This window comes from Providencia sp. PROV073 (assembly GCF_033688125.1).
GTDB classification, from domain to species: domain Bacteria; phylum Pseudomonadota; class Gammaproteobacteria; order Enterobacterales; family Enterobacteriaceae; genus Providencia; species Providencia hangzhouensis.
Window position 1 is genome coordinate 1,803,816 of sequence record NZ_CP096353.1, and the last position, 25,275, is coordinate 1,829,090.

19 protein-coding genes, 1 tRNA gene and 2 pseudogenes are annotated in these 25,275 nt (G+C 40.3%); 17 read left to right on the forward strand and 5 right to left on the reverse strand.

The features are described 5' to 3' along the window. Positions 1-48 precede the first annotated feature (48 nt). A complete protein-coding gene (locus M1F17_RS08015; RefSeq protein WP_110591942.1) occupies positions 49-1,284 on the reverse strand; it encodes an SLC13 family permease in 1,236 nt (411 codons plus the stop codon). 546 nt (positions 1,285-1,830) lie between these two features. Here M1F17_RS08015 and M1F17_RS08020 point away from each other — a divergent pair. The 6 genes from M1F17_RS08020 to M1F17_RS08045 all read left to right on the forward strand — a co-directional run bounded on the left by M1F17_RS08020 (position 1,831) and on the right by M1F17_RS08045 (position 7,106). Then, positions 1,831-3,780 (forward strand): PTS mannitol transporter subunit IICBA, encoded by a 1,950-nt coding sequence (locus M1F17_RS08020; protein ID WP_110591941.1) that lies wholly within the window; start codon positions 1,831-1,833, stop codon positions 3,778-3,780. A gap of 11 nt (positions 3,781-3,791) precedes the next feature. Continuing rightward, positions 3,792-4,952 (forward strand): mannitol-1-phosphate 5-dehydrogenase, encoded by a 1,161-nt coding sequence (locus M1F17_RS08025; RefSeq protein ID WP_036958981.1) that lies wholly within the window; start codon positions 3,792-3,794, stop codon positions 4,950-4,952. 101 nt (positions 4,953-5,053) lie between these two features. Then, positions 5,054-5,584, forward strand: coding sequence for an MltR family transcriptional regulator (locus M1F17_RS08030; RefSeq protein ID WP_036958979.1), 531 nt, complete (start codon positions 5,054-5,056; stop codon positions 5,582-5,584). Positions 5,585-5,681: 97 nt separating this feature from the next. Continuing rightward, positions 5,682-6,104 carry a GNAT family N-acetyltransferase gene (locus M1F17_RS08035; RefSeq protein WP_094963173.1) on the forward strand — a complete coding sequence of 141 codons (423 nt, stop codon included), beginning with the start codon at positions 5,682-5,684 and terminating at the stop codon, positions 6,102-6,104. Between the two features lie 95 nt (positions 6,105-6,199). Further along, positions 6,200-6,706, forward strand: a complete 507-nt coding sequence (locus tag M1F17_RS08040) for an AAA family ATPase (RefSeq protein ID WP_094963172.1) — start codon at positions 6,200-6,202, stop codon at positions 6,704-6,706. A gap of 229 nt (positions 6,707-6,935) precedes the next feature. Further along, positions 6,936-7,106, forward strand: coding sequence for a hypothetical protein (locus M1F17_RS08045; protein ID WP_153673958.1), 171 nt, complete (start codon positions 6,936-6,938; stop codon positions 7,104-7,106). 330 nt (positions 7,107-7,436) lie between these two features. Here the strand turns inward: M1F17_RS08045 and M1F17_RS08050 are convergent. Beyond that, a tRNA-Arg gene (locus tag M1F17_RS08050) sits at positions 7,437-7,511 on the reverse strand. A 355-nt stretch (positions 7,512-7,866) separates the two neighbouring features. Here M1F17_RS08050 and mlaA point away from each other — a divergent pair. Beyond that, positions 7,867-8,619, forward strand: a complete 753-nt coding sequence (gene mlaA / locus M1F17_RS08055; RefSeq protein WP_004912414.1) for a phospholipid-binding lipoprotein MlaA — start codon at positions 7,867-7,869, stop codon at positions 8,617-8,619. A 570-nt stretch (positions 8,620-9,189) separates the two neighbouring features. Here the strand turns inward: mlaA and M1F17_RS08060 are convergent. Beyond that, positions 9,190-9,519, reverse strand: a pseudogene (locus M1F17_RS08060) (outer membrane protein transport protein); the annotation flags it as partial. A 99-nt stretch (positions 9,520-9,618) separates the two neighbouring features. Between M1F17_RS08060 and M1F17_RS08065 the strand changes: the two are divergent. Next, the gene (locus tag M1F17_RS08065; RefSeq protein WP_001339197.1) at positions 9,619-10,827 is read left to right on the forward strand and encodes an IS4-like element ISVsa5 family transposase; all 1,209 of its coding nucleotides are present in this window, start codon (positions 9,619-9,621) and stop codon (positions 10,825-10,827) included. A 12-nt stretch (positions 10,828-10,839) separates the two neighbouring features. On the opposite strand, the pseudogene M1F17_RS08070 reads toward M1F17_RS08065, so the two are convergent. Beyond that, positions 10,840-11,823, reverse strand: a pseudogene (locus M1F17_RS08070) (outer membrane protein transport protein); the annotation flags it as partial. 353 nt (positions 11,824-12,176) lie between these two features. Between M1F17_RS08070 and M1F17_RS08075 the strand changes: the two are divergent. The 4 genes from M1F17_RS08075 (at position 12,177) to sixA (ending at position 17,115) form a co-directional block, all read left to right on the forward strand. Then, the gene (locus M1F17_RS08075) at positions 12,177-12,473 is read left to right on the forward strand and encodes a YfcZ/YiiS family protein (RefSeq protein WP_004257173.1); all 297 of its coding nucleotides are present in this window, start codon (positions 12,177-12,179) and stop codon (positions 12,471-12,473) included. 272 nt (positions 12,474-12,745) lie between these two features. After that, the gene (gene fadI / locus M1F17_RS08080) at positions 12,746-14,065 is read left to right on the forward strand and encodes an acetyl-CoA C-acyltransferase FadI (protein WP_094962705.1); all 1,320 of its coding nucleotides are present in this window, start codon (positions 12,746-12,748) and stop codon (positions 14,063-14,065) included. Further along, a complete protein-coding gene (fadJ, locus tag M1F17_RS08085) occupies positions 14,065-16,287 on the forward strand; it encodes a fatty acid oxidation complex subunit alpha FadJ (RefSeq protein WP_318837352.1) in 2,223 nt (740 codons plus the stop codon). Before fadI ends, fadJ begins: the two co-directional genes overlap by 1 nt. Before the next feature lie 345 nt (positions 16,288-16,632). Continuing rightward, complete coding sequence (gene sixA, locus M1F17_RS08090; RefSeq protein ID WP_004257190.1) at positions 16,633-17,115, forward strand: phosphohistidine phosphatase SixA; 483 nt, start codon at positions 16,633-16,635, stop codon at positions 17,113-17,115. A gap of 19 nt (positions 17,116-17,134) precedes the next feature. Here the strand turns inward: sixA and smrB are convergent, their stop codons facing one another. Beyond that, positions 17,135-17,677 carry an endonuclease SmrB gene (gene smrB / locus M1F17_RS08095; protein WP_004257192.1) on the reverse strand — a complete coding sequence of 181 codons (543 nt, stop codon included), beginning with the start codon at positions 17,675-17,677 and terminating at the stop codon, positions 17,135-17,137. Between the two features lie 224 nt (positions 17,678-17,901). Here smrB and hutI point away from each other — a divergent pair, with 224 nt between their 5' ends. From hutI to M1F17_RS08120, 5 genes are all read left to right on the forward strand, one after another. Continuing rightward, complete coding sequence (gene hutI / locus M1F17_RS08100; protein ID WP_112307554.1) at positions 17,902-19,140, forward strand: imidazolonepropionase; 1,239 nt, start codon at positions 17,902-17,904, stop codon at positions 19,138-19,140. A 270-nt stretch (positions 19,141-19,410) separates the two neighbouring features. After that, positions 19,411-20,148, forward strand: a complete 738-nt coding sequence (gene hutC, locus M1F17_RS08105) for a histidine utilization repressor (protein WP_196724298.1) — start codon at positions 19,411-19,413, stop codon at positions 20,146-20,148. A gap of 322 nt (positions 20,149-20,470) precedes the next feature. Then, the gene (hutU, locus tag M1F17_RS08110) at positions 20,471-22,150 is read left to right on the forward strand and encodes a urocanate hydratase (RefSeq protein WP_094962702.1); all 1,680 of its coding nucleotides are present in this window, start codon (positions 20,471-20,473) and stop codon (positions 22,148-22,150) included. 11 nt (positions 22,151-22,161) lie between these two features. Beyond that, positions 22,162-23,694 (forward strand): histidine ammonia-lyase, encoded by a 1,533-nt coding sequence (hutH, locus tag M1F17_RS08115; RefSeq protein ID WP_164561095.1) that lies wholly within the window; start codon positions 22,162-22,164, stop codon positions 23,692-23,694. 89 nt (positions 23,695-23,783) lie between these two features. Then, a complete protein-coding gene (locus M1F17_RS08120; RefSeq protein WP_318837353.1) occupies positions 23,784-25,175 on the forward strand; it encodes an amino acid permease in 1,392 nt (463 codons plus the stop codon). Positions 25,176-25,275: the final 100 nt, after the last annotated feature.

Consider the following 25,275-nt stretch of genomic DNA (forward strand, 5'->3'; position numbering starts at 1 on the left):
TATAATTATAGCCAATCTGCTTATGTAATAGCAGATTGGCTAAAAAGCCTATAAAGCAAATAAAATCCATGCAGCAGCTAATAACATGCACAATAGTGCTACAACTCCCCCTGATTTAGAAAACTCACCAAAAGAAATTTTCACGCCATATGCCGCTGATTGTTCGACCACAATAATGCCAGCAAGACTACCGAAAACCAGTAAGTTGCTTGAAAAACCAGAACCCAAAACGAGAGCTGCGCCTAACGAATCGGCATTACCTTCAGGTGTTAAGAAGGGAACGAGTAACATGACTGAAGGGTTGTTTCCAACGATAGTACTTAGAACACCAGTAACTAAAAATAGGGCTAATGGATTGTTGAGATCCACACCATAGCTTCGCAAATCAGTTAATAATTGCTGAGGAAGACCTGTGGCGGCAAAAGCGGCATTGACGACAAATAATCCCATGATGAGTAATAAAAGATTGCCATCGACGAGTTTAAGCATATCACTCGAGGCAATGGATCTATTTAATAATAAAAATCCAGCAGCCGTTAATGCTATAAGTTCTTTAGGAATATCAGTCACAATAAAGGTAATGATAACTGCGAAAGTAATAACACCAGCTTTTGCAGTTTCCCATACATTTAATGTTTCTTGGGTGGTTTGAGGGGGAGTTGATAGCGCATTTTCTTTAGTCAAATACCAACGATTACGATATAACCAAACAAGTACCAACCATGTTAATGGTAAGGAAAGCAGGGCTGGTATTGCAGACGCCTGTAATAAGCCAACAAACGAGATATCGAGTCCTTGCGCTGCGATCATATTCTGTGGGCTACCAATTAATGAGCCCGCCGCTCCGTTATTAGCTGCGAAACAAAAGCCAAGCAAAAAAGGAATTGGGTTTAAACCGCGAGATAAACTAATTGATACTAATAATGGTGTCATAGCGACAACAACAACATCATTCGTGAGCAATGCAGAAAGAAAGCCGCCGACAAGAATTAAAACAGCCAGTAATATTGGTGGGGAAACTTTTAGCATGGCTACCCGGTTTGCGGTCCAGCTATAAAAACCAGAAACAACGAAAGAAGCAGAAACGACCATAAGCCCAAATAACATACCAATAGTTCGGTAATCAATAGCATTCCATGCATGGGGAGGGGTAATACTATCGATAGCCATCATAGCTAAAGCACCAATAACCGCAGCGCCAGTTCTATCAACTTTGAAGCCAGGTAGCTTACCAAAGCCCATCGCAATATAAACCAAAAGAAAAACAATAACGGTTAACGTCATGATGTTCACATTTTAATTAAGAAAATTAGAGGTAATTTATCGGTGAACACCTGACGAAGCAAGGCTAAATAATGTATTGATAATAATGCGTTGCTGTTGATTCTATTTAAGACTATCTCAAAAAGACAGTGGCTATAATGAAATAGAAAATACGTTTAGTAATTTTATTACAAAATTGAGAAATGATCTGTGCAGATGAGAAAATGTTGGCAGTTCACTGGGTAGAAAAAGATAAATAGAAAATAAATCGTGATGGTTGTCACTAATTTAAGATAAATTGCGATTTTTATTTTGTGATTCAAATCACGAAAAAAGGTTTTTTAGTGCAAAAAAAGAGCAATGTAATTTAGTAACACGATTTTTTTGTGATCTTTGTCAATATAAAGATGGGGTAAGTAGGGGGTGGATGGTGATGATGGTCACAAAAAGGCCCGCGTGGTGCGAATCTGATCAAGCTCATGCTAGAGTGAAAGTGTTGAAAAAATCACAGACGTTATTTGGCGATAACGTTACAACTTTATCATTTTCGTACCACGGGGTTCTGTCATGGTAACATCAAATATCAAATTAAAGGTACAGAATTTTGGGCGTTTCCTCAGTAATATGGTTATGCCTAATATCGGTGCCTTTATCGCTTGGGGATTAATAACGGCGTTATTCATCCCAACTGGCTGGTGGCCTAATGAGACATTAGCTCAACTTGTTGGCCCTATGATCACTTATTTATTACCACTATTAATCGGTTATACTGGTGGCCGTTTAGTTGGTGGAGAGCGGGGCGGAATAGTCGGCGCAATAACAACAATGGGGGTAATTGTTGGTGCTGACATGCCAATGTTTATGGGGGCAATGATTGCTGGCCCATTAGGCGGATATGCAATAAAACGTTTTGATTTGTGGATAGAAGGCAAAGTTAAAACAGGTTTTGAAATGTTGGTGAATAATTTTTCCTCCGGCATTATCGGCATGTTATTAGCCATTTTGGCTTATTTAGCTATTGGGCCTCTTGTTGCAGGGCTATCCAAAATATTGGCAGCAGGCGTGAATGTGATGGTGGAGAATAATTTACTTCCACTCACATCTATTTTTGTTGAGCCAGCCAAGATATTATTTCTAAATAACGCGATTAACCACGGTATTTTCTCACCCTTAGGTATTCAACAAGCGACTGAAACTGGCGCATCTATTTTCTTTCTTATTGAAGCCAACCCTGGACCGGGTTTAGGTGTTTTACTTGCTTACATGTTTTTTGGTAAAGGAAATGCGAAGCAATCTGCACCAGGAGCCGCAATTATTCACTTTTTTGGTGGGATACATGAGATTTATTTCCCCTATGTCTTAATGAACCCTCGGTTAATTCTTGCAGTTATTCTGGGTGGGATGACAGGAGTGTTTGTTATGAACCTTTTTCATGCTGGGTTAGTCTCTCCTGCATCACCGGGTTCAATATTTGCAGTTCTGCTGATGACGCCTAAGTCATCATTGGTCGGTGTGATTTTATCAGTCACCAGTGCGACGTTAGTTTCCTTTATTGTTTCCGCGATTTTATTAAAGAAAACTCGCATAGGTGATGATGATGAGCTCGAAAATGCTACGAAAAAAATGCGTAATATGAAATCGCAATCAAAATCATCGGCAGCAGTAGAAATCAATCAAAATACCTCTGTTAATTTAGCAGAAGTACGCAACATTATTGTAGCTTGTGATGCAGGAATGGGTTCTAGTGCCATGGGAGCAGGGGTATTAGCTAAAAAGGTGCGTGATGCGGGCTTATTAGGAATTTCTGTTACGAACATGGCAATTAACGACCTGCCGGATAACGTTGATATTGTGATAACGCATAAAGATTTAACACAAAGAGCGAAAACATTTGCACCAAATGCAATGCATATATCGTTGACTAATTTCCTAGATAGCCAAACGTATAATGATCTTGTAACAAACTTAATAGCTAAAAAAAATCCTAAAGCAGCAAATGATGGACGACTGATTAAACAAACGATTATTGCAGCAAATGATGAATCCTATGAAATGGAAGATCATGATGATGCGATATTTACATTGAGTGCAAAGCATATTCATTTAAACCTATCTGCACAGAATAAAATGCAAGCCATTCAATTTGCGGGGCAAAAATTAGTTGAGGGTGGCTATGTTGAGCCTGACTATATTGAGGCGATGTTAGCTCGCGAAAAACTGACTTCAACCTATCTAGGTGAATCTATTGCTGTTCCTCATGGCACCATAGAAGCAAAAGATCGAGTATTAAAAACTGGCATTGTTATTTGCCAATATCCTGAAGGCGTACAATTTGGTGAAGAACCTGATGAAATTGCCCGCTTAGTTATTGGTATTGCAGCACAAAATAATGAGCACATTGAAGTTATCACACGAATTACTTCCGCTTTAGATGAAGATGGGGTTATTGAGCGTTTATGTGAAACCCAAGATGTTCAGGAAGTACTCGAAATTTTAGCGTCTCAAAGTGCAGCATGAGGAGAATAATAATGAAAGTCATTCATTTTGGTGCAGGAAATATAGGCCGCGGTTTTATTGGTAAATTATTAGCAGACGCAAATTCACAAGTAACTTTTACTGATGTCAATCAGCCATTAATTGACCAATTAGCACATCAACAATCTTATAATGTTCATGTTGTTGGTCAGGAAAATCGTATTGAGAAAGTCCAACACATTCACGCTGTTAATAGTAATGACCCTAAAACGATAGAGTTTATTGCAACAGCAGATATGCTTACAACAGCAGTCGGGCCACAGGTGCTGGAAAAAATTGCCTCAACGATAGCTAAAGGCATTATTCATAGAAAATCGTTGGGAAATAACCAGCCGCTCAATATTATTGCATGTGAAAATATGGTAAGAGGAACTAGCCAACTAAAGCAACATGTATTGGCTCAATTGCCTGAAGAGTTGCATCAATGGGTTGAGCAGCATATTGGCTTTGTAGACTCCGCAGTTGACCGTATTGTTCCTCCGATGGATGCAGCGAATGATGACCCGCTTGACGTTACTGTCGAATCCTTTAGTGAGTGGATTGTTGACCAGACACAATTTGTTGGTGATATTCCTATTATCAATGGAATGGAATTAACGGATAACCTAATGGCATTTGTTGAACGCAAACTATTTACGTTAAATACAGGCCATGCGATGACAGCGTATTTGGGACAATTATATGGATACCAAACAATTAGTGAGTCAATTGGGGATTTGAGGATCCATACTGTTGTTAAATCGGCTATGCAAGAAAGTGGACAAGTTTTAATTCAACGTTATGGCTTTGATTCACAAATACATAATCAATACATAGATAAAATACTAAGTCGCTTTGCAAACCCATATTTAAAAGATGATGTTAGTCGAGTAGGGCGACAGCCTATGAGAAAGTTAAGTTCTAATGATCGCTTAATTAAGCCGTTGTTAGGCACATTTGAATACCAATTACCAAATGAAAATCTGATCATAGGAATTGCTGCCGCATTGCATTTCAGATGTGAAGCTGATCCTCAAGCAAATGAAATGGCAAAGTTAATTGCTGACAAAGGTATATATCAAGCGGTTGTTGAGCTTTGTGGGTTAGAGCAATATCCCGAGGTTGTTGATAGAATCTGTTCCCAATACCAGTTATTGATATTGAGTAACAAGTGATATTACGGATAATAGATTGATTAATTGAGGTTCAGTCACTTTATGGCTATCTACAGTATGATAGTAAGTAGTATAGCTATAAAGTGATAAAAGAAGCTAATATGGAAAATAAACAAAACATTGAAAATCAGATTCTTGAGCGGTTAAATCAACGGCCGGAAGTAAATTTATTTGTTCAAGAGGTCGTTCTTTTAATTTCACAAGCTATTGATAAATTAATGTTAAAAGTTTTTAGAAAGGATGATTATGCGGTAAAATATGCAGTTGAACCACTTTTAACTGGAAATGGGCCATTAGGAGAGTTATCGGTTCGTTTGAAACTTCTATTTGCATTAGGGGCGATTTCTCGTGAAACCTATGAAGATATAGAATTATTTCTTGCTTTGAATGAATCGTTATCAGCAGAAAATTTAAATATAAATTTTACAGATGATGAAATTTTAGGCAGTATTAAAATGCTTCATTGTATGGAACCTTTACCAGAAATGATGAGATTCAATCAACCAGAGGATCTTGTCGATAACCAATTAATTGAATTGCAAAAACACCGTTTTCAACAAATGATAAAATCATCGTTAGTATTATCTGTAACTGCTTTAATTACCCAAATTATAGAAACCGATGTATTTTAAAATTGTAAACTCAATTCTCTGATATTTTATTGTTTACTTATCAAAGTAAATATGTATGAAATAATGCTTTATTATCCGACTATCAATAGAATATAGAATGAATATTATTGTTGCACATGAAATCACCACTGAAGATAAAGAAGAACTACTTGCAGGGTTACGTAGTTTTAATATCCAATATTTGAATGCAGAACGTTTTAGTGAGTTAGGCGTTTATTTTAAAAATGACTCTGGTGTTATGCTTGGTGGATTACTGGCTTCTGTAAAGGCAAATTGGCTTTGTATCGATTTTTTATGGGTAAGTGAGGACGCCAGAAAAACGGGATTAGGCAGTAAATTGATGTATACCGCTGAACGAGAAGCAATAAAATTAGGGTGTATTCATAGTTTAGTAGATACATTCAGTTTTCAAGCCTTACCCTTTTATGAAAAATTAGGATATGTAAAACAAATGTCCTTGCCTGATTTCCCAGAGACAGGCATGGAAAGGCATTATCTCACTAAAACTGAATTATCATAATCATATTTACTGCATTTAATCTGCTGTAAGTTGACATTGTTGTTATCATTTAAATTTATTTTGTGCGGCTAGCATTTGATACACGAAGAGAAGATATGAAAGTTTGTATTATAGGAACATCTGGAGCAGGGAAGACGACGTTATCTGCCAAGTTATCTGATGAATTTAACACGCCCGTGTATGGTTATGATGAGATTTATTGGGATAAAACTCAGCAGGAATATATCAAAAATCCTCAACCTATTATTAACGCCTTAGTTTCAGCGATAACGTCTAAAACGGAATGGATAGTTGAAGGTGCTTACGATAGGCGTTTAATACCATTTTTTAACGATTGTACGCTGATTATTCGCTTAATTATACCTTATCGTATTTGTGTCTTTAGAATTGTAAAACGATACCTTTCATCGAAATTTACAACAATGGGGCCTAAAGAAACGCTTTTTAATATGATTGAACTGCTACGCTTTGCAAAGCAATTTGATAAGAGACTTGATGATTTCTTTGCTAAAAATCCTTTATTTGCATCTAAAGTCATCATCATAGATAACTCCGAACAATGTATTGATACGATAAAAAAACATTTAGAGCAAATAAAATAAATAGAGTTGGTTTACTACCAAGCACCTGCCTTTATAACTAATCTTTGCGATAATTTTATTTAAGATGATTAAGTTTGGGTTACTACCAACCGAGGCTTATGCGAACACAGCGTTTGTGTCTATGGTACTTCTTATTTTCTTAATGTTTAGATATTGTTTGATTGCTGATCTGAACTTACAAACTTATATAGGTCTAAAACTTAATATAAGTGTAAATATGAGGTATGACATGAGGCTGTTTATAATAGTTTTTGCAGTAATGCTTTCCGCTTGTGCATCTTCTGGGCGTGAGTTAAGTAAAGAAAATCCTAAAGATGACCCTTACGTTGATAGCACATTAAACAGTATTAAAGCTGGTCAGAATATTCAAATAGAGCGGAAAATGCGACGAGGATATTAATCTAGCAATAGAATAATTAATAATAAACTAAGAAGTCTGCCTATGAAGTGCCTTCTACTAATCGTTGGGCAACTAATTACTGGGGGGCATTTCATCGTTATAAATTTTTCTTTTTGGCGATTTAGTATTTTAAAAGCCAAGACATAGGGCCGTTGTTGACATATGAAGATACAAACCTTAGGTATCGGTTAATTCGTATGCTTTTTTTGTGTCTTGCTGTTTCGATTTGGCTTGTATTTCGCTTTATAGGGGGGATTGAGTATGAGTAGTAGACATGACTAGCTTGATGAGGTTTTTGTTTAGGTGGGAATAGCTGGGTTTAGCTTGCTGTGGTGTCCCCTGCAGGAATCGAACCTGCAACTAGCCCTTAGGAGGGGCTCGTTATATCCATTTAACTAAGGGGACTTTTGGAGTCATAATTATGACAGCGAAGGCATTTTACTGTTCAGGTCTAATTGAATCAAGTTGTTACGGGCAAATAATCTAATTTATCTTCCATAAATGTTTTTTTGACTATTTTTTACTCTAAAATAGGGTGATTATCATTTCCATAATTAAGGGAAGCGAGCATTTCTGCTTTGTACTAATTGTTCAATTTTCTTATAATAAGAATATGATTAAATGGCGTATAATTAATCCTTAAGGTAATTAAATAACTCAAAAGGATTAACATAATTCTTTTTTTAGCCTTACTATAAGCAAAACAGTTATTACAGTGGAAAGTACCGTAGTGGAACGGTGCAGGGAATGGAGAAATGTTATGAAGTTTCGCATGACGGGCGTTTTTCTGGCAGGGGTGCTAATTGCAGGTTGTGCAAGTAGCATTGATCCAGAAACACATGAGCGTTCAGACCCCTTAGAAGGGTTCAACCGAGCAATGTTTAATTTCAACTATAACGTCCTCGACCCTTATGTGTTAAGGCCAGTCGCTGTTGCTTGGAATGATTATGTCCCGATGCCTGCCCGTAATGGATTAACCAATTTTTTTGTTAACCTTGAAGAACCTGCAAGTATGTTGAATAGCTTTTTGCGGGGTGAAGTCACTCAAGGTTTCAAACATTTTAACCGCTTTTTCCTTAATACCGTCTTTGGTATGGGGGGACTCATTGATGTTGCATCAATGGCTAATCCTCAGCTAGTTAAAGAAGAACCTAAACGCTTTGGTAATACATTGGGTTATTACGATGTGGGCTATGGCCCCTATGTGGTACTGCCAGGATATGGTAGCGCAACACCGAGGGAACAAGGGGGGGACTTAGTTGATGATTTATATCCAATGCTAAGCTATCTCACATTCTGGATGTCAGCGGGTAAATGGGCACTGGAAGGAATTGAAACTCGAGCAAGGTTATTAGATTCAGATGGATTACTGAAAAACTCTTCAGACCCGTACTTAATGATGCGAGAAGCCTATTTCCAACGTAATGACTTTTTATCAAGTGGTGGTGCGTTAAAAGCAACAGAAAACCCAAATGCAGCAGCGATTGAAGACCAACTTGATTCGATAGATTAGTATATTGAATTGTTTTGGAAGGTTTATCACTCTCTTGTATACGAATGATACTAGAGAGTGATAAATAAAAAGCTAATCATTGTCTCGCTTTCCTCGTTGAGAGATGGTGTCAATTAAGGCTATTACCCCTAATACACCAATAAAACCGACAGTAAACAGTGTTCCCATAAAGCCTCCTAAGTTTTAGTCATTGTTGCCTCTTTTACATGCCTTTCGGCTTTAGCCAATAATAGAATATAGCGTGATTAATACAGTTTGATGAAAAAGCCATACATATTAGTGGATATCATCAGTATAAAATATGCTATTAGGTTGTACTTGCAAATAAGAACATTCAGAGAATGAATGGTAATCTAATGAAATATAAAGCGATTTATCTTAAAAATGCGATAGTGTGTATTTTATAAAGAAATGATGAGGTGAACCCATGTGCTTAACATTTAATTTACATATGATGCGGGTTAGGGTCAAGAAAATTTATGTTAAGTTTTGAAAATTAGTGGGATGAGATAGTTGAAGTTGAAAATAGTATCAGGGAGGGAGCTCCCTGATACTTAAAAATTCAATTAATTAAAATGTATAGTTGAAGTTTACGCCGTATAACCAAGCAGAACCTTCAGATTTGAAGCGAGTTGTTGTGCTTGGGTCACCTTCTTTTAACATTTCATTGATATTAACCTTCTTGCCATGCATATAAGCAATACCCACATCAACAGAAGTGTTTTCATTGAATGCGTAAGTTGAGCCCGCACTTAACCAGTAGCGATCTTGGTCAGGTATAGAAATTGAGCGGTACTCTGCACGAACAGGCGTTTGGTCGTAGGCGATACCGGTACGGAATGTCCAGTTGTCGTCATAGAAATAAGTGGTACCCAAAGCTAAACGCCAAGCACTGATGAATCCCCTAATGATTTTGGTAAAAATCATTAAGTTAAGGTGGATACACATCTTGTCATATGATCAAATAGTTTCGCGAAAAATCAATAATCAGACAACAAGATGTGCGAACTCGATATTTTACACGACTCTCTTTACCAATTCTGCCCCGAATTACACTTAAAACGACTCAACAGCTTAACGTTGGCTTGCCACGCATTACTTGACTGTAAAACTCTCACTCTTACCGAACTTGGCCGTAACCTGCCAACCAAAGCGAGAACAAAACATAACATCAAACGAATCGACCGATTGTTAGGTAATCGTCACCTCCACAAAGAGCGACTCGCTGTATACCGTTGGCATGCTAGCTTTATCTGTTCGGGCAATACGATGCCCATTGTACTTGTTGACTGGTCTGATATTCGTGAGCAAAAACGACTTATGGTATTGCGAGCTTCAGTCGCACTACACGGTCGTTCTGTTACTCTTTATGAGAAAGCGTTCCCGCTTTCAGAGCAATGTTCAAAGAAAGCTCATGACCAATTTCTAGCCGACCTTGCGAGCATTCTACCGAGTAACACCACACCGCTCATTGTCAGTGATGCTGGCTTTAAAGTGCCATGGTATAAATCCGTTGAGAAGCTGGGTTGGTACTGGTTAAGTCGAGTAAGAGGAAAAGTACAATATGCAGACCTAGGAGCGGAAAACTGGAAACCTATCAGCAACTTACATGATATGTCATCTAGTCACTCAAAGACTTTAGGCTATAAGAGGCTGACTAAAAGCAATCCAATCTCATGCCAAATTCTATTGTATAAATCTCGCTCTAAAGGCCGAAAAAATCAGCGCTCGACACGGACTCATTGTCACCACCCGTCACCTAAAATCTACTCAGCGTCGGCAAAGGAGCCATGGGTTCTAGCAACTAACTTACCTGTTGAAATTCGAACACCCAAACAACTTGTTAATATCTATTCGAAGCGAATGCAGATTGAAGAAACCTTCCGAGACTTGAAAAGTCCTGCCTACGGACTAGGCCTACGCCATAGCCGAACGAGCAGCTCAGAGCGTTTTGATATCATGCTGCTAATCGCCCTGATGCTTCAACTAACATGTTGGCTTGCGGGCGTTCATGCTCAGAAACAAGGTTGGGACAAGCACTTCCAGGCTAACACAGTCAGAAATCGAAACGTACTCTCAACAGTTCGCTTAGGCATGGAAGTTTTGCGGCATTCTGGCTACACAATAACAAGGGAAGACTTACTCGTGGCTGCAACCCTACTAGCTCAAAATTTATTCACACATGGTTACGCTTTGGGGAAATTATGAGGGGATCTCTCAGCGCCAAGCATCTTTGAAATGCTCAGGTTTATGGAATAGCTCTTTGCCATCACTTTTTTGATAAGCGGTTAGCTCTTTAAATTCACTCCAGCCAGTATAGGCAACGCTGTAATGTAGAGCCCACTTAGGCGCAACTTTATGATATCCAGAGAATTCCCAGATATCCGGCAAATTAAGGTCCAACGTGCCTTTAACGGTTTCTCCGCCCATTGGATTAAGAGGTTTCAGCAGAGGATGTTTTGGAATGTCATTAGTATATTTGCCATTTTCAAATTTAACTTTAACTTTTGAACGGTATGTGAAGCTTAAGCGGTTGTCTTGGTTGATTTCATATAAAAGACCCGCATTCCAGCCATAGCCCCAATCATCACCTTCTAATTTAGCTGCTGTTGTGCTTGATGTCACACCGAAAGGCGCCAATTGTTTTGCACTTACTCCTAAGTGGCGAGTGATCTCGGCATCAGCATAGACTGCATTAACGCCTAAGCCGAAACTAAAATTATCATTTAACCGATAGGCGCCGCTTAGATTTAAGTTAACCGTTTTTAAATCTGTTTTTCCGCCAACAGGCCCACCAGCATAATTTTTAGGGAAATCGGTGGCTAAACCAAAGTTGGTAGTCATTGATGTACCAACCGCCCATTTATCATTGACAGGAAAGATAAAGTGAGCGTTAGGAACAAGAGCATTTGGTGCGATATTGTTCGAAGTAAATATATCGTTATCACGCCCTTTAATATCAACACTTGGATCAATATAAACAGCACCAATAGAAAGAGAAGGGCGATCAAACAACATCATGGCAGCAGGGTTTCGGCTTCCCTCACTTGCGTTGTCGCCCATCGCACCAGCCCCCGAAAACGCGCGTCCCAGTGCGGATGTAGAATATTCATTAAGCAAAAAACCAGCCGCGCCTGCGTTGGATGATACAATTGCCACTGCTATTGCTAAAGCTGATCTAGAGAACAGGTTTTTCTGGTTCATGACCAAAACCCTCTTATGTTTTATTTTGAATAAAGCGACTTCTATCGCAAGAAGCGCAGAATTGTAGGGTCCCTTGCCGCTATGACAAATCAGACCAGTTACTAGAGTATAGGTCTGACCACCTGATATGTTGCAAGCTTGTTTTGCAGTTATTGTGACTTTGTTTTCAAAAATGCGACACATTTAACAAAATGGCAACATAAACTGACGAATTGGGAGCAATAAGTATACGAATACGGGGTAAGATCAAACTTATGTTTAATTATTAGCGATATATTTTGATACACACTAGTTTTTAGCACTTTTTCAGCGTTATGATAGCAGCTTAACAGTTTGTTTATTTGGAGAGTAAGATGACTGATGCGATTAACCGTTGTAGCGCGGATGAAACCGCAGCCTGCTGCTGTGTAGATGTGGGAACAGTATTGGATAATAAAGACTGTACTGCTTCGTATCAGCATGTTTTTGCTACACAAGGTGAAGCAGAAACCATGTTGAAAACACTCACAGAGAAAGCAAAATCTGTTGAGTCAGACCCTTGTGTAATAACCCATTCTATCAAGTCTGTAGAGGGTGGAGTTGAGCTGACGGCTGAGTTTAGTTTTAGCTGTGAAGCTGAAAGCCTGATTTTTCAATTAGGCCTTCGTTAATCAAACGATTGAATTTACTCTGATTTGCCTTTTATCACTAAAACGATGGTGTGATTAACGTTCAGTGGTAAAAGGCTTCCTTTATCTTTTCACTTTCTTCTATTGCAAATCGCTGTGTTTTTACTCTAAGTTGCGTACCTGCTCGCATTTTTTATTAATACCCATTGATAATTGTGAATTTTATGTTAACAATCATTACAGGTCAGACCTCTTTGTCCGCTTAGTGAGTTAGTTAACTATAATTTTCATTTTTGCTTTTAGCAGGAGCGACCATGAATCAATATCTCCACCATGGTGAAAATACAGATAAAACAAAAGAAAGGATCGCCATTGTCAGTGGTCTACGCTTGCCTTTTGCAAAGCAATCTACGGCATATGCAGGAATTCCAGCCGTCGATTTAGGTAAAGCAGTCGTTGCTGAATTATTAGCCCGCAGTGATTTAGACAAAAACCTTATTGAGCAACTGGTATTTGGGCAAGTAGTACAAATGCCTGAAGCGCCGAATATTGCGCGGGAAATTGTTCTTGGAACAGGTATGAGTGTCTCAACAGATGCCTATAGTGTATCAAGAGCCTGTGCGACAAGTTTTCAAGCAATTGTTAACGTTGCTCAAAGTATGATGGTAGGTGATATTTCTATCGGTATTGCTGGCGGGGCCGATTCATCTTCTGTGCTTCCTATTGGCGTATCAAAAAAATTGGCCGAGACATTATTAGCATTAAGTAAAGCGAAGTCTGTTGGGCAAAAATTATCCCTGTTAACGAAATTACGCCTGAAGGATTTAGCGCCAGTCGCACCAGGCGTTGCGGAATATTCTACAGGGCTGCGTATGGGCGATACCGCAGAGCAAATGGCGAAAAGTTATCAAATTAGCCGAGCCCAGCAAGATGAACTCGCCCATCGTTCGCATATATTAGCGACAAAAGCGTGGGAAAATGGTGCTTTAAATAATGAAGTTATGACTGCGTATATGCCTCCCTTTAAGCAAGCATTTTCCCAAGATAACAATGTACGAACAAACTCAGTATTATCATCTTATGCGAAATTAAAACCTGCCTTTGACCGTAAACACGGTAGTGTTACCGCCGCAAACAGTACTCCGCTGACCGATGGCGCCGCAGCAGTGTTGATGATGACAGAATCTCGTGCGAAATCGTTGGGTTATACACCGTTAGGCTACATTCGAAGCTATGCGTTTTCAGCGATAGACGTATGGGAAGATATGCTATTAGGGCCTTCTTATGCCACACCACTCGCATTAAAACGTGCAGGGCTATCGTTGCAAGACTTATCCCTGATTGATATGCATGAGGCCTTTGCTGCGCAAACGCTCGCTAATTTACACATGTTTGGTAGCCGTAAATTCGCTCAGGAGAAACTGGGAATGGATAACGCAATTGGCGAAGTGGATATGGCTAAATTTAACGTCTTAGGCGGTTCTATCGCTTATGGGCACCCATTTGCGGCTACAGGCGCACGAATGGTGACTCAAACCCTAAATGAATTGCGCAGACGGGGTGGTGGTTTTGGTTTAACAACAGCTTGTGCTGCGGGTGGTTTAGGTGCAGCTATGATCTTAGAGGTGGAATAATGGCTCAAAATTCTGCTACAGAAGTTGCAAGAGAAACAACACAACAGGCTTTTAGCTTAGAAATTTATGGCGAAAACGTGGGGGTGATTTTCATTGATGTTCCCAATGAAAAAGTCAATACATTAAAAGCTGAGTTTGCGGAGCAATTCCTTGCGATTTTACAGCAAGCGCAGTCTACCTCTGGCCTGAAAGGGTTAGTTATTACCTCAGGGAAAAAAGATAATTTTATTGCAGGTGCGGACATTAGCATGATCGCTGGCTGTGAAAATAAAGCCCAAGCCAGTGAGTTGTCAAAAGCAGGCCATGTATTATTTGATAAAATCGATAATTACCCCTTGCCTATTATTGCTGCGATACATGGTGCGTGTTTAGGGGGTGGGCTAGAGCTTGCTTTAGCATGTCATGCACGAGTTTGTTCAAATGATAATAAAACGAAATTAGGCTTACCCGAAGTACAATTGGGGTTGTTACCCGGTTCCGGAGGAACGCAGCGTTTACCTAGGTTGATTGGCATTCCACATGCATTGGATTTAATGCTGACAGGTCGTCAGTTAAAAGCCAAACAGGCGCTGAAATTAGGGTTGGTTGATGATGTGGTTCCTGAGTCTATTTTACTCGACGTTGCAGTTAAAATGGTGAAAAAAGGGGGCGTTCAGCGTCCTGCTATTCATTGGCAACAGCGCCTATTAAGTAGCAAATTACTTCGCAATAAAGTGTTCGATAGTGCCAAACAAAAAGCACTCAGCAAAACCAAAGGCCATTACCCCGCCCCTGAAAAAATTATTCATGTTGTGAAAACAGGAATGAATAAAGGGTTGCAAGCCGGTTATGCAGAAGAAGCGAAAGCCTTTGGTGAGCTTGTGATGACACCAGAGTCTGCTGCATTACGTAATTTATTTTTTGCGGTTACTGCGTTAAAAAATGAAACGGGTGCACAAGCAACACCCTTGAAGATTAATCAAGTTGGTGTGCTTGGTGGCGGGTTGATGGGGGGCGGAATTGCTTATGTCACGGCTTTTCAAGGTAAATTACCCGTTCGTATTAAAGATATTTCAGACAAAGGTGTTACCCAAGCCTTGCGCTATAGCTGGGATCTGCTGACTCAGCGAGTTATCAAGCGGCGGTTATTAGCTCAAGAGCGTGCAGCCGTTATGGCTAGAGTATCAGGCACATTAAGTTATCAAGGTCTTGAAAACGCTAATGTTATTATTGAGGCGGTATTTGAAGATTTAGCACTAAAACAAAAAATGGTTGCTGAAGTTGAAAAGATGTCGAAACAACAAGCCATTTTTGCTTCTAATACATCATCTTTACCTATTCACCAAATTGCACAGAATGCGACCCATCCTGAAAAAGTTATTGGCTTACACTATTTTAGTCCAGTGGATAAAATGCCGCTGGTTGAAGTCATCCCTCATCAACACACCGATGAAACAACGATTGCAACTGTTGTTGCTTTGGCAAAACGCCAAGGCAAAACAGCGATTGTTGTAGGGGATGATGCAGGTTTCTATGTAAATCGTATTTTAGCGCCATTCTTATGTGAAGCCGCCCGATGCCTTGTTGAAGGTGAATCAATAGAGCATATTGACCGTGCTTTAGTTGAATTTGGCTTCCCTGTCGGGCCTTTTAATCTATTAGACGAAGTCGGTATTGATGTAGGGACTAAAATTTTACCGATTTTAGTTGAGCGTTTTGGTGAGCGTTTTAAAGCCCCTGATTTACTCGATAAAGTCGTTAAAGATGACAGAAAAGGGAAGAAAAACGGCAAAGGTTTTTATGAATATGGTCATCACACAAATAAGTTGTGGTTTTGGAAAAAAGCCAATAAACGTCAAGTTGATAAAACCATTTATTCACTGATTGGCGTAGTTCCCAACAATACACTGACTAAAGCGGATATTGCGCAGCGGTGCGTTATGATGATGCTTAACGAAGCTGCCCGTTGTCTTGATGAAAATATCATTAAAAGTGCGCGTGATGGGGATGTGGGGGCGGTATTTGGTATCGGTTTCCCGCCTTTCTTTGGTGGCCCATTCAGGTATATGGATAGCTTGGGGATTGCAAAAACCGTGGAAACCCTGAATAACCTCGCTGTGAAATATGGTGATAAATTCGAGCCTTGTGAATTGCTATGTAACATGGCAGAAAATAATCAAACCTTTTTTTCTGCAAATGCAGAAGATGAGGTTAACGCAACAAAACTAAGTAACGAACAATAATGGCATAGCAGGGTAGACTATTAGCCGATGGTTGTTTGATTCAATAAAACTAGTCAAGGCCTGATGCCAAATATATTCTTGGTTATCAGGCTTTTTTAAGTAAAGTTCGCATGATTAGAATAAATAATTATATTATCTTTAACTGATTGATAATAAATAGCAAACTTTAGCCCACAACATAGCCAGCTAAAGAAACATACATAAAAATCTACCCAAATCATTTTCTTTGTTGGTCATTTCATGCAGAATCACATTTCACCCCAACTGATGGTTACTTTTACAACAATTATCTTAACAACAAAAGAATAACCACCTTAATAAGGTAGGTTACTCAGATGGTGGATTATGCAAGTTTACATTATGCGTCACGGTGATGCAGCGATACAAGCGCCTAGCGATGCTGAGCGCCCATTGACTCAAAAGGGAAAAGACGACTCAGTATTAATGGCTCAATGGTTACAGAACCAAGGTATTAAGATTGATTCGGTGTTAGTAAGCCCTTATTTAAGAGCCGAACAAACTAGGCAGGTTGTGAGTCAATACCTTGATTTGCCAGCAAAGTCGGAAATTTTAGGGCAATTAACACCTGGAGGGAATGCTGAATTTGTGGCTGATCATATTCGAGACCTTGCTGTGCTAGGTGCAAATGCGATATTAGTTGTATCTCATTTACCGCTGGTTGGTTATTTAGTATCGGAGCTGTGCCCACATAAAGAACCACCTATGTTCACCACATCAACAGTTGCATGCGTAGATATTGATGTGGCTCATCAGAAAAGTCATTTCGAATGGATGTTGAGCCCATCACAATTGCTGTTTGCTAAATAATACAGAACAGTATGAGCGCTTAACGGCGAGCGCTCTCTGCAGTTTCAATAAGTAGTAATAAGGCAGCATTACCACCCCATTCTTTAGGTGCTTGGTGAAAAGCAATAATATCAGGATGTTGGGCAAGCCATAGTGGTGTTTGCTGCTTTAAAACATGCTTGCCATGGCCGTGCATAATGCAGGCACAATAGACATTTTCACGCTTACAGGCCGCAATAAGCGCGCCAATTTCTTGTTTTGCTTCCATTTGTGTTAAGCCATGTAAATCTAAAAATAGCTCGGGAACGTAGTCACCCCGACGAAGTTTCTTTAATTCATAAGGGTTGGCTTCTGGCCTTAAATAACGTGTAGGCCCTTCATTTTCAAGTTGAGGCTGGAATTCATCTGAAAAATAAAAAGAGGCGTCAACCTGTTCTTGCATGACTTTTTTATTTGATGCTTGTGTCACTTTGGCACGTACAGGTGCGTGCAGGACTTGGTCCTGACGGATTTTTTTTGCTCCATTAATGGCTTCTTTGAAAAGACGAATATCTTCATCTTCTAGACCAAATTTTTTTTTCATAATTTTAGTAATGTATTTTTGTGATTAATTTTTCTGGTTGCTAGTGTAACTCATTTTTAATGAATGGTGATAATCGTAGATTGTTCGCGTGAAGTAACATTTTTATAACCTTTTTACAGGTAAGCATTGACAAAAGGGGACTTGCTAGTCTAATTGTATATACATATCTATACTATTTATTAATACAATGATTAAAACTGAATTCAATAACAATAGGAAAAACGATGGTATTCAAAACACACTCACAAGATATCGTTTGGCGTAATGGCCGTATTGCCACTATGGACCCAGAACTATCGGTCCCTTATGGACTTGTTGAACACCATGATTTAGTTGTCCGTGATAATAAAATAGTTGCAATTGTTCCTTCTCGGGAAGTTGAATTAAATGACTGCCAGGTTATTGATGTCAAAGGTAAATTAATAACGCCCGGATTAATTGATTGCCATACACATTTAGTTTTTGGCGGTGACCGTGCTTCTGAATGGGAACAGAGAATGAATGGGGTTTCTTATGAAACCATTAGTTCTCAAGGTGGTGGAATTAATTCTACTGTGCGTGAAACTCGCAAGATGAGCGAGAACGAATTGTTTGAACGAGCTAAACCAAGGCTCGAAGCATTAATTCGAGAAGGCGTGACAAGTATTGAAATGAAATCAGGTTATGGGCTTGACTATGAAAATGAAGAAAAACAATTACAAGTCGCGAAACAGTTATCTGCACAATATCCTATTTCAGTCAGTTCAACCCTGCTTTCCGCTCACACTGTCCCCGTTGAATATAAAGATAGACCTGATGAATACATTGATTTGATTTGCCAAAAAATCATGCCTGAATTATGGGAAAAAGGCCTGTTTGAGGCGGTAGATGTTTTCTGTGAAAGTGTAGGGTTTTCCCTTTCTCAAAGTGAAAAATTATTTTCAGCGGCTCAGAAATTAGGGATCCCAGTGAAAGGGCATGTGGAGCAGTTATCAAACTTAGGTGGGAGCGAGTTGGTTGCTCGTTACAAAGGTTTGTCAGTTGACCATATTGAATATCTAGACCTAGAAGGGATTAAAGCACTTAAAGCGAGTGGAACGGTTGCAGTTTTATTACCGGGAGCATTTTATTTTTTACGGGAAACCAAGTTACCGCCAATTGAGCTGTTGCGGGAACACAATGTTCCTATGGCAGTTTCAACGGATTTTAACCCGGGCACCAGTCCTTTTGCCTCATTACGTATTATTATGAATATGGCGGCCGTCCTATTTAAGCTGACACCGGAGGAGATATGGGCAGGCGTGACACGTAACGCTGCAAAGGCGTTAGGCCGTGAAAATAGCCATGGGCAATTGAAAACGGGCTTTGTTGCTGATTTTGTTGTGTGGAATGCGCAAGAGCCTGTCGAAATGATTTATGAACAAGGGAGTAATCCATTGTTCATTAGAGTGCATGAAGGCAAAATTACCCATCGAAACGGGTGATATATGTGACCCGCAGTTCTAGCTACGAAAATAACAATAATTAATAGTGGTAAATGATGTTGTTTGCCGCAATTTACCCTAAATATTTTCTGTTTTTTGTTTGTTTTTATTAAAATTACATCGTTTAATTATGTGAATGCTTAATAATTAAGCATGATGTTTTTATTCGCGACTGTCAGGATAAAAAATGTCCGATAGCACTAAGGTCGTGTTGTATGCTATCCAATGAATAGCATATTAATACTTAAGATTTTAATCATTAAATTGGAAATGACTGTGACAGCCGATAAAAAGGATAAACAGGGGGCACCGCTCCCACTCTATTTGCAAGTAAAACAATCGATAATTGAAAAGATCCATACGGCAGAGTGGAAGGCAAATGACCGTATTCCATCTGAGTCTGAGCTCGTGACACAGTTTCAATGTAGCCGGATGACCGCTAACCGAGCACTACGTGAATTAACGGCTGAAGGGTTATTGGTTCGCTTGCAAGGTGTGGGAACGTTTGTGGCTGAGCCAAAGGGGCAATCCGCACTATTTGAAATACACAGTATTGAAGCCGAAATACTGGCAAGAAACCATAAATACAGTTGCAGGATCATTAAACTCGAAGAAATACAAGCGTCTCCAGCGCTCGCAAATGAATTAAATATCAGCCCAGATAGCGCCGTGTTTCATTCTATTATTGTACATTTAGAAAATGATGTCCCTGTACAAATTGAAGACAGATATGTCAATGCCTTAGCAGCACCTGACTATTTAAAGCAAAATTTTTCATCGATTACACCGCATGATTATTTGTCTCAAGTCGCTCCTTTAACACAAGGGGAGCATATTGTTGAGGCCGTAGAGGCAGATGAGCGCTCAGCGAGGTTATTGCAAATTACCATAGGTGCATCTTGTTTGTTAATTACAAGGCGTACTTGGTCCCAGTCTTTCACGGTGACAAGTACCAAACTATTGTTTCCTGGTCACCGCTATAAGCTTAAAGGTAGTTTCACGTCATAAGTTATTTCTCCACGTAAAAGTATGGGCGGAATGATATACAACATATTTTCCGCTTATCGTATCGAGTGATTTCCTTTCATACCCATTTCGTGTGAATTTATTGTGAATTAAATGTGATCCAACAAGCATATTTAGAATAAAAAACACACACAAAAATATCAGGTTCATTTTATATCCAATTGTTTTATTTGAATAAAAATATTTTTATATCATATTTTTTTAATCTTTATGTTAAAAGATTGATTGATCGTACATGTATATACAACTATATCTATAAGAACAATAAAAGGTAGCTAATGGACAGATAAAAGAGGGTATATAAGTGACAGCACTGAATAATAAATATCGAAATATCGAAATTAGGGCGCCGCGGGGAAACACATTAAATGCCAAAAGTTGGCTGACAGAAGCCCCATTACGCATGTTAATGAATAACCTTGATCCTGATGTTGCAGAAAATCCTCATGAATTAGTGGTCTATGGCGGTATCGGGCGTGCAGCACGTAATTGGCAATGCTATGACCAAATTGTTGAGTCCTTAAAACAACTCGAGAGTGATGAAACACTGCTGGTTCAGTCAGGTAAGCCCGTCGGTGTTTTCAAAACCCATGCAAATGCTCCACGTGTTTTAATTGCTAACTCAAATATAGTGCCACATTGGGCAAACTGGGAGCATTTCAATGAGTTGGATGCGAAAGGCCTCGCCATGTACGGGCAAATGACGGCAGGTAGCTGGATTTATATCGGTAGCCAAGGCATTGTTCAAGGAACGTATGAAACCTTTGTGGAAGCCGCTCGTCAGCACTTTAATGGTGATTTAACCGGGCGTTGGGTATTGACTGCAGGTTTGGGTGGAATGGGGGGAGCGCAACCTCTTGCTGCAACATTGGCTGGTGCATGCTCATTGAATATTGAGTGCCAGCAAAGCCGTATTGATTTCCGTTTAAGAACTCACTATGTGGATGAACAAGCGGCCGACCTTGATGATGCATTAGCGCGTCTTAAAAAATATACATCGGAAGGAAAAGCCATTTCTATTGCACTGTGTGCCAATGCCGCTGAAATTCTGCCTGAGCTTGTCAAACGTGGTGTAAAACCGGATATGGTGACCGATCAGACAAGTGCTCATGACCCGCTAAATGGTTATTTGCCAATTGGGATGAGCTGGGAAGAGTACCGTGAGCGCAGTGTCCAAGAGCCCCAAGCCACCGCGTTGGCAGCGAAAAAATCCATGGCTGAACATGTTAAAGCCATGTTAGCGTTCAAACAACAAGGCATTCCTACGTTTGATTATGGGAACAATATTCGCCAAATGGCGTTGGAAATGGGCGTAGAGAATGCGTTTGATTTCCCTGGTTTTGTGCCTGCTTATATTCGCCCACTATTTTGCCGCGGTGTTGGCCCATTCCGCTGGGTCGCGTTATCAGGGGATCCTGAAGATATCTATAAAACCGATGCGAAAGTGAAAGAGCTGCTACCGGATGATAAGCATTTACATCGCTGGTTGGATATGGCTCGTGAACGTATTAGCTTCCAAGGCTTGCCAGCACGTATTTGTTGGGTAGGGCTTGGGGACCGCGCTAAATTAGGTTTAGCATTCAATGAGATGGTAAGAAGCGGTGAGGTTTCGGCCCCGATTGTTATTGGTCGTGACCATCTGGATTCAGGTTCAGTGGCCAGCCCAAACCGTGAAACAGAATCCATGAAAGATGGCTCTGATGCCGTTTCAGACTGGCCGTTACTCAATGCGTTATTAAATACAGCCAGTGGTGCGACGTGGGTATCTTTACATCACGGTGGTGGCGTAGGTATGGGCTTCTCTCAGCACTCTGGGGTAGTGATTGTGTGTGATGGAACGGATGAAGCAGCAGAGCGTATTGCCCGAGTGTTGCACAATGACCCGGCAACCGGTGTCATGCGCCATGCCGATGCGGGCTATGACATCGCTATCGCATGTGCGCAGGAAAAAAATCTTAATTTACCAATGATTAAAACACGTTAAGGAGTGCCATGATGACTAAGTTAACCATTCACCCAGGAAAAATGACACTCGAAGACCTCCGCATTGTTTTCCAACAGGCAGTAACAGTGGTACTGGATAAACGCGCTCACGCGGCTATTGAAAAAAGCGTTGCAACGGTCAATAAAATTATTGAAGAAGATAGAACCGCTTACGGTATCAATACAGGTTTTGGTTTGCTTGCCAATACCCGCATTGCAACTAAAGATTTGCAATCATTACAACGCTCTATTGTGATGTCTCATGCTGCGGGTGTTGGCGAGCCGTTAGATGACGACCTCGTGCGTTTAATCATGGTGCTCAAAATTAATAGTTTAGCTCGTGGTTTCTCGGGTATTCGTCTTGAAGTCATTAATGCCTTGATTGCATTAGTGAATGCGCAAGTTTATCCATTTATTCCTGCGAAGGGTTCTGTGGGAGCTTCTGGCGACTTAGCGCCATTAGCACATATGAGCCTAATTCTGTTAGGAGAAGGGAAAGCCCGCTATGAAGGCAAATGGATTTCAGCGAAAAAAGCGTTAGAAAAAGCAGGGTTGACCCCGCTAAAATTGGAAGCTAAAGAAGGCTTAGCCCTATTAAACGGTACGCAAACCTCCACGGCTTTCGCGTTGAAAGGGTTATTTGAAGCAGAAAAATTGCTGTTATCTGGTATTGTTTGTGGTGCGCTTAGTGTTGAAGCCACACTGGGCTCTCGTAAACCGTTCGATGCACGCGTGCAAGAGGTTCGAGGGCAAAAAGGGCAAATTGATGTTGCGGCGATGTTCCGTGATGTTTTATCACCGACCAGTGAGTTGGCGAAGTCCCATGAGAACTGCGTGAAAGTGCAAGACCCTTATTCACTACGTTGTCAGCCACAAGTGATGGGGGCTTGTTTAACCCAAATTCGCCAAGCCGCTGAAGTGATTTTAATTGAATCAAATGCCGTGTCGGATAACCCGCTAGTCTTTACCGATAATGGCGATATTATTTCAGGTGGTAACTTCCATGCAGAGCCTGTTGCTATGGCAGCCGATAATATTGCGCTTGCGTTAGCGGAAATCGGTGCGTTATCTGAACGCCGTATTGCATTATTGATGGATACCCACATGTCACAGTTGCCTCCTTTCTTAGTGAATAATGGGGGGGTTAACTCAGGTTTTATGATAGCTCAAGTCACCGCGGCTGCATTAGCCAGTGAAAACAAAGCATTAGCCCATCCTTCGAGTGTTGATAGCCTGCCGACATCAGCCAACCAAGAAGACCATGTCTCGATGGCGCCTGCCGCGGGTCGTCGTTTATGGGAAATGGCAAAGAATGTCACGGGTATTTTAGCCATTGAATGGCTTTCAGCGTGTCAGGGAATGGATTTCCGCGAAGGTTTGAAATCGAGTGAAACCTTGGAGAAAGCACGTAAAACATTACGTGACCAAGTGGCTTACTATGATAAAGACCGTTATTTTGCCCCTGATATTGAAGCGGCAATTAATTTAATTAACCAATATAAACTGTCCGCGCTTTTTAAGGACGGCACTGTTTTCCCTAACTAGTCTATCAAGCAAATAAAAGGTGGCCGGCAATGTACTGGCCGCCTGAAGTATTTATCTGCACGACAATAAAATAATACGAAGGATAAATCATGCAAAGCACATCACAACTTGCGCGAGGGCTTTCTGCGCGCCACATTCGATTTATGGCTTTAGGTTCTGCGATTGGTACAGGTTTGTTTTATGGTTCAGCGAAAGCAATAGAAACCGCTGGTCCCGCGGTATTACTCGCCTATATTATCGGCGGTGCCGCAGTGTTTATGGTTATGAGAGCGTTGGGTGAAATGGCGGTCCATCGGCCACTTGCTGGGTCGTTCTCACAGTATGCTAGTCATTATTTAGGGCCGAGAGCCGGTTTTTTTGCGGGTTGGACCTATGTTTTTGAAATGCTTATTGTTTGCTTGGCGGACGTGACAGCATTTGGTGTTTATATGAAACTGTGGTTTCCGGAGGTTGCGCAGTGGATCTGGGTGTTGAGCATTATTTTCTTTATTGGTGCAATAAACCTATGCCACGTGAAAACTTTCGGCGAAATGGAGTTTTGGCTTTCAATCATTAAAGTTATTGCGATTATTGCAATGATTGTTGGTGGTGCAGCCATTATGATGTTTGGCTTTGGCCAAGCGGCAGACCATGCGGTTGGGGTATCAAACTTATTTATTCACGATGGGTTTATGCCAAATGGTATTGGTGGGGTGATTGCTTCCTTTGCAGTGGTGATGTTTGCGTTTGGGGGAATTGAAGTTATTGGTATTACCGCGAGTGAAGCGAAAAACCCGGAAACCACTATCCCAAGAGCGATTAATGCCGTGCCAATTCGCATCTTACTGTTTTATGTCCTGACCTTATTTGTCTTAATGTGCATTTACCCGTGGAACCAAATTGGGCAGCAAGGTAGCCCATTTGTGCAAATTTTCGATAGCTTAGGTATTCAATCTGCAACGAATATCTTAAATATTGTGGTGATCACGGCGGCAATTTCGGCGATTAACAGTGATATATTTAGTGCTGGGCGTATGATGTATGGCATGGCACATGAAGGACAAGCGCCAAAAGCCTTTACCAAGCTGACAAAAAATGGTGTGCCTTGGATGACGGTATTAGTCATGGTTGCGGTGCTGTTAGTCGGAGTGGTATTGAATTATGTCATTCCTGATGATGTGTTTGTAGTGATTGCGTCAATTGCAACATTTGCCACCATTTGGGTATGGTTGATGATTTTGCTGTCACAGTTTGCAATGCGTAAAAAAATGTCACCAGAAGAAATTAGCCAATTAAAATTCCCTGTGCCTATGTGGCCTGTCGCACCTATTCTAGCCATCGCATTTATGGTATTTGTTTTTGGTGTACTGGGGTATTTTGAATCAACACGAATTGCACTCTATGTCGGAATTGTTTGGTTAGTATTACTGGCTATCGCCTATGCACTTTGGGTGAAAAAAACTACGAAAGAGGCGGAAGTCGTGCTGCAAAACGAAAGCTAATATTGTTACTTTCTTACTGAGCTTGTTATTTTTCTCACGCCCTTTAGCTAAAATAAAGGGCGTTTTTACATCACCGCATTCATTAATAAGCGCGATAACC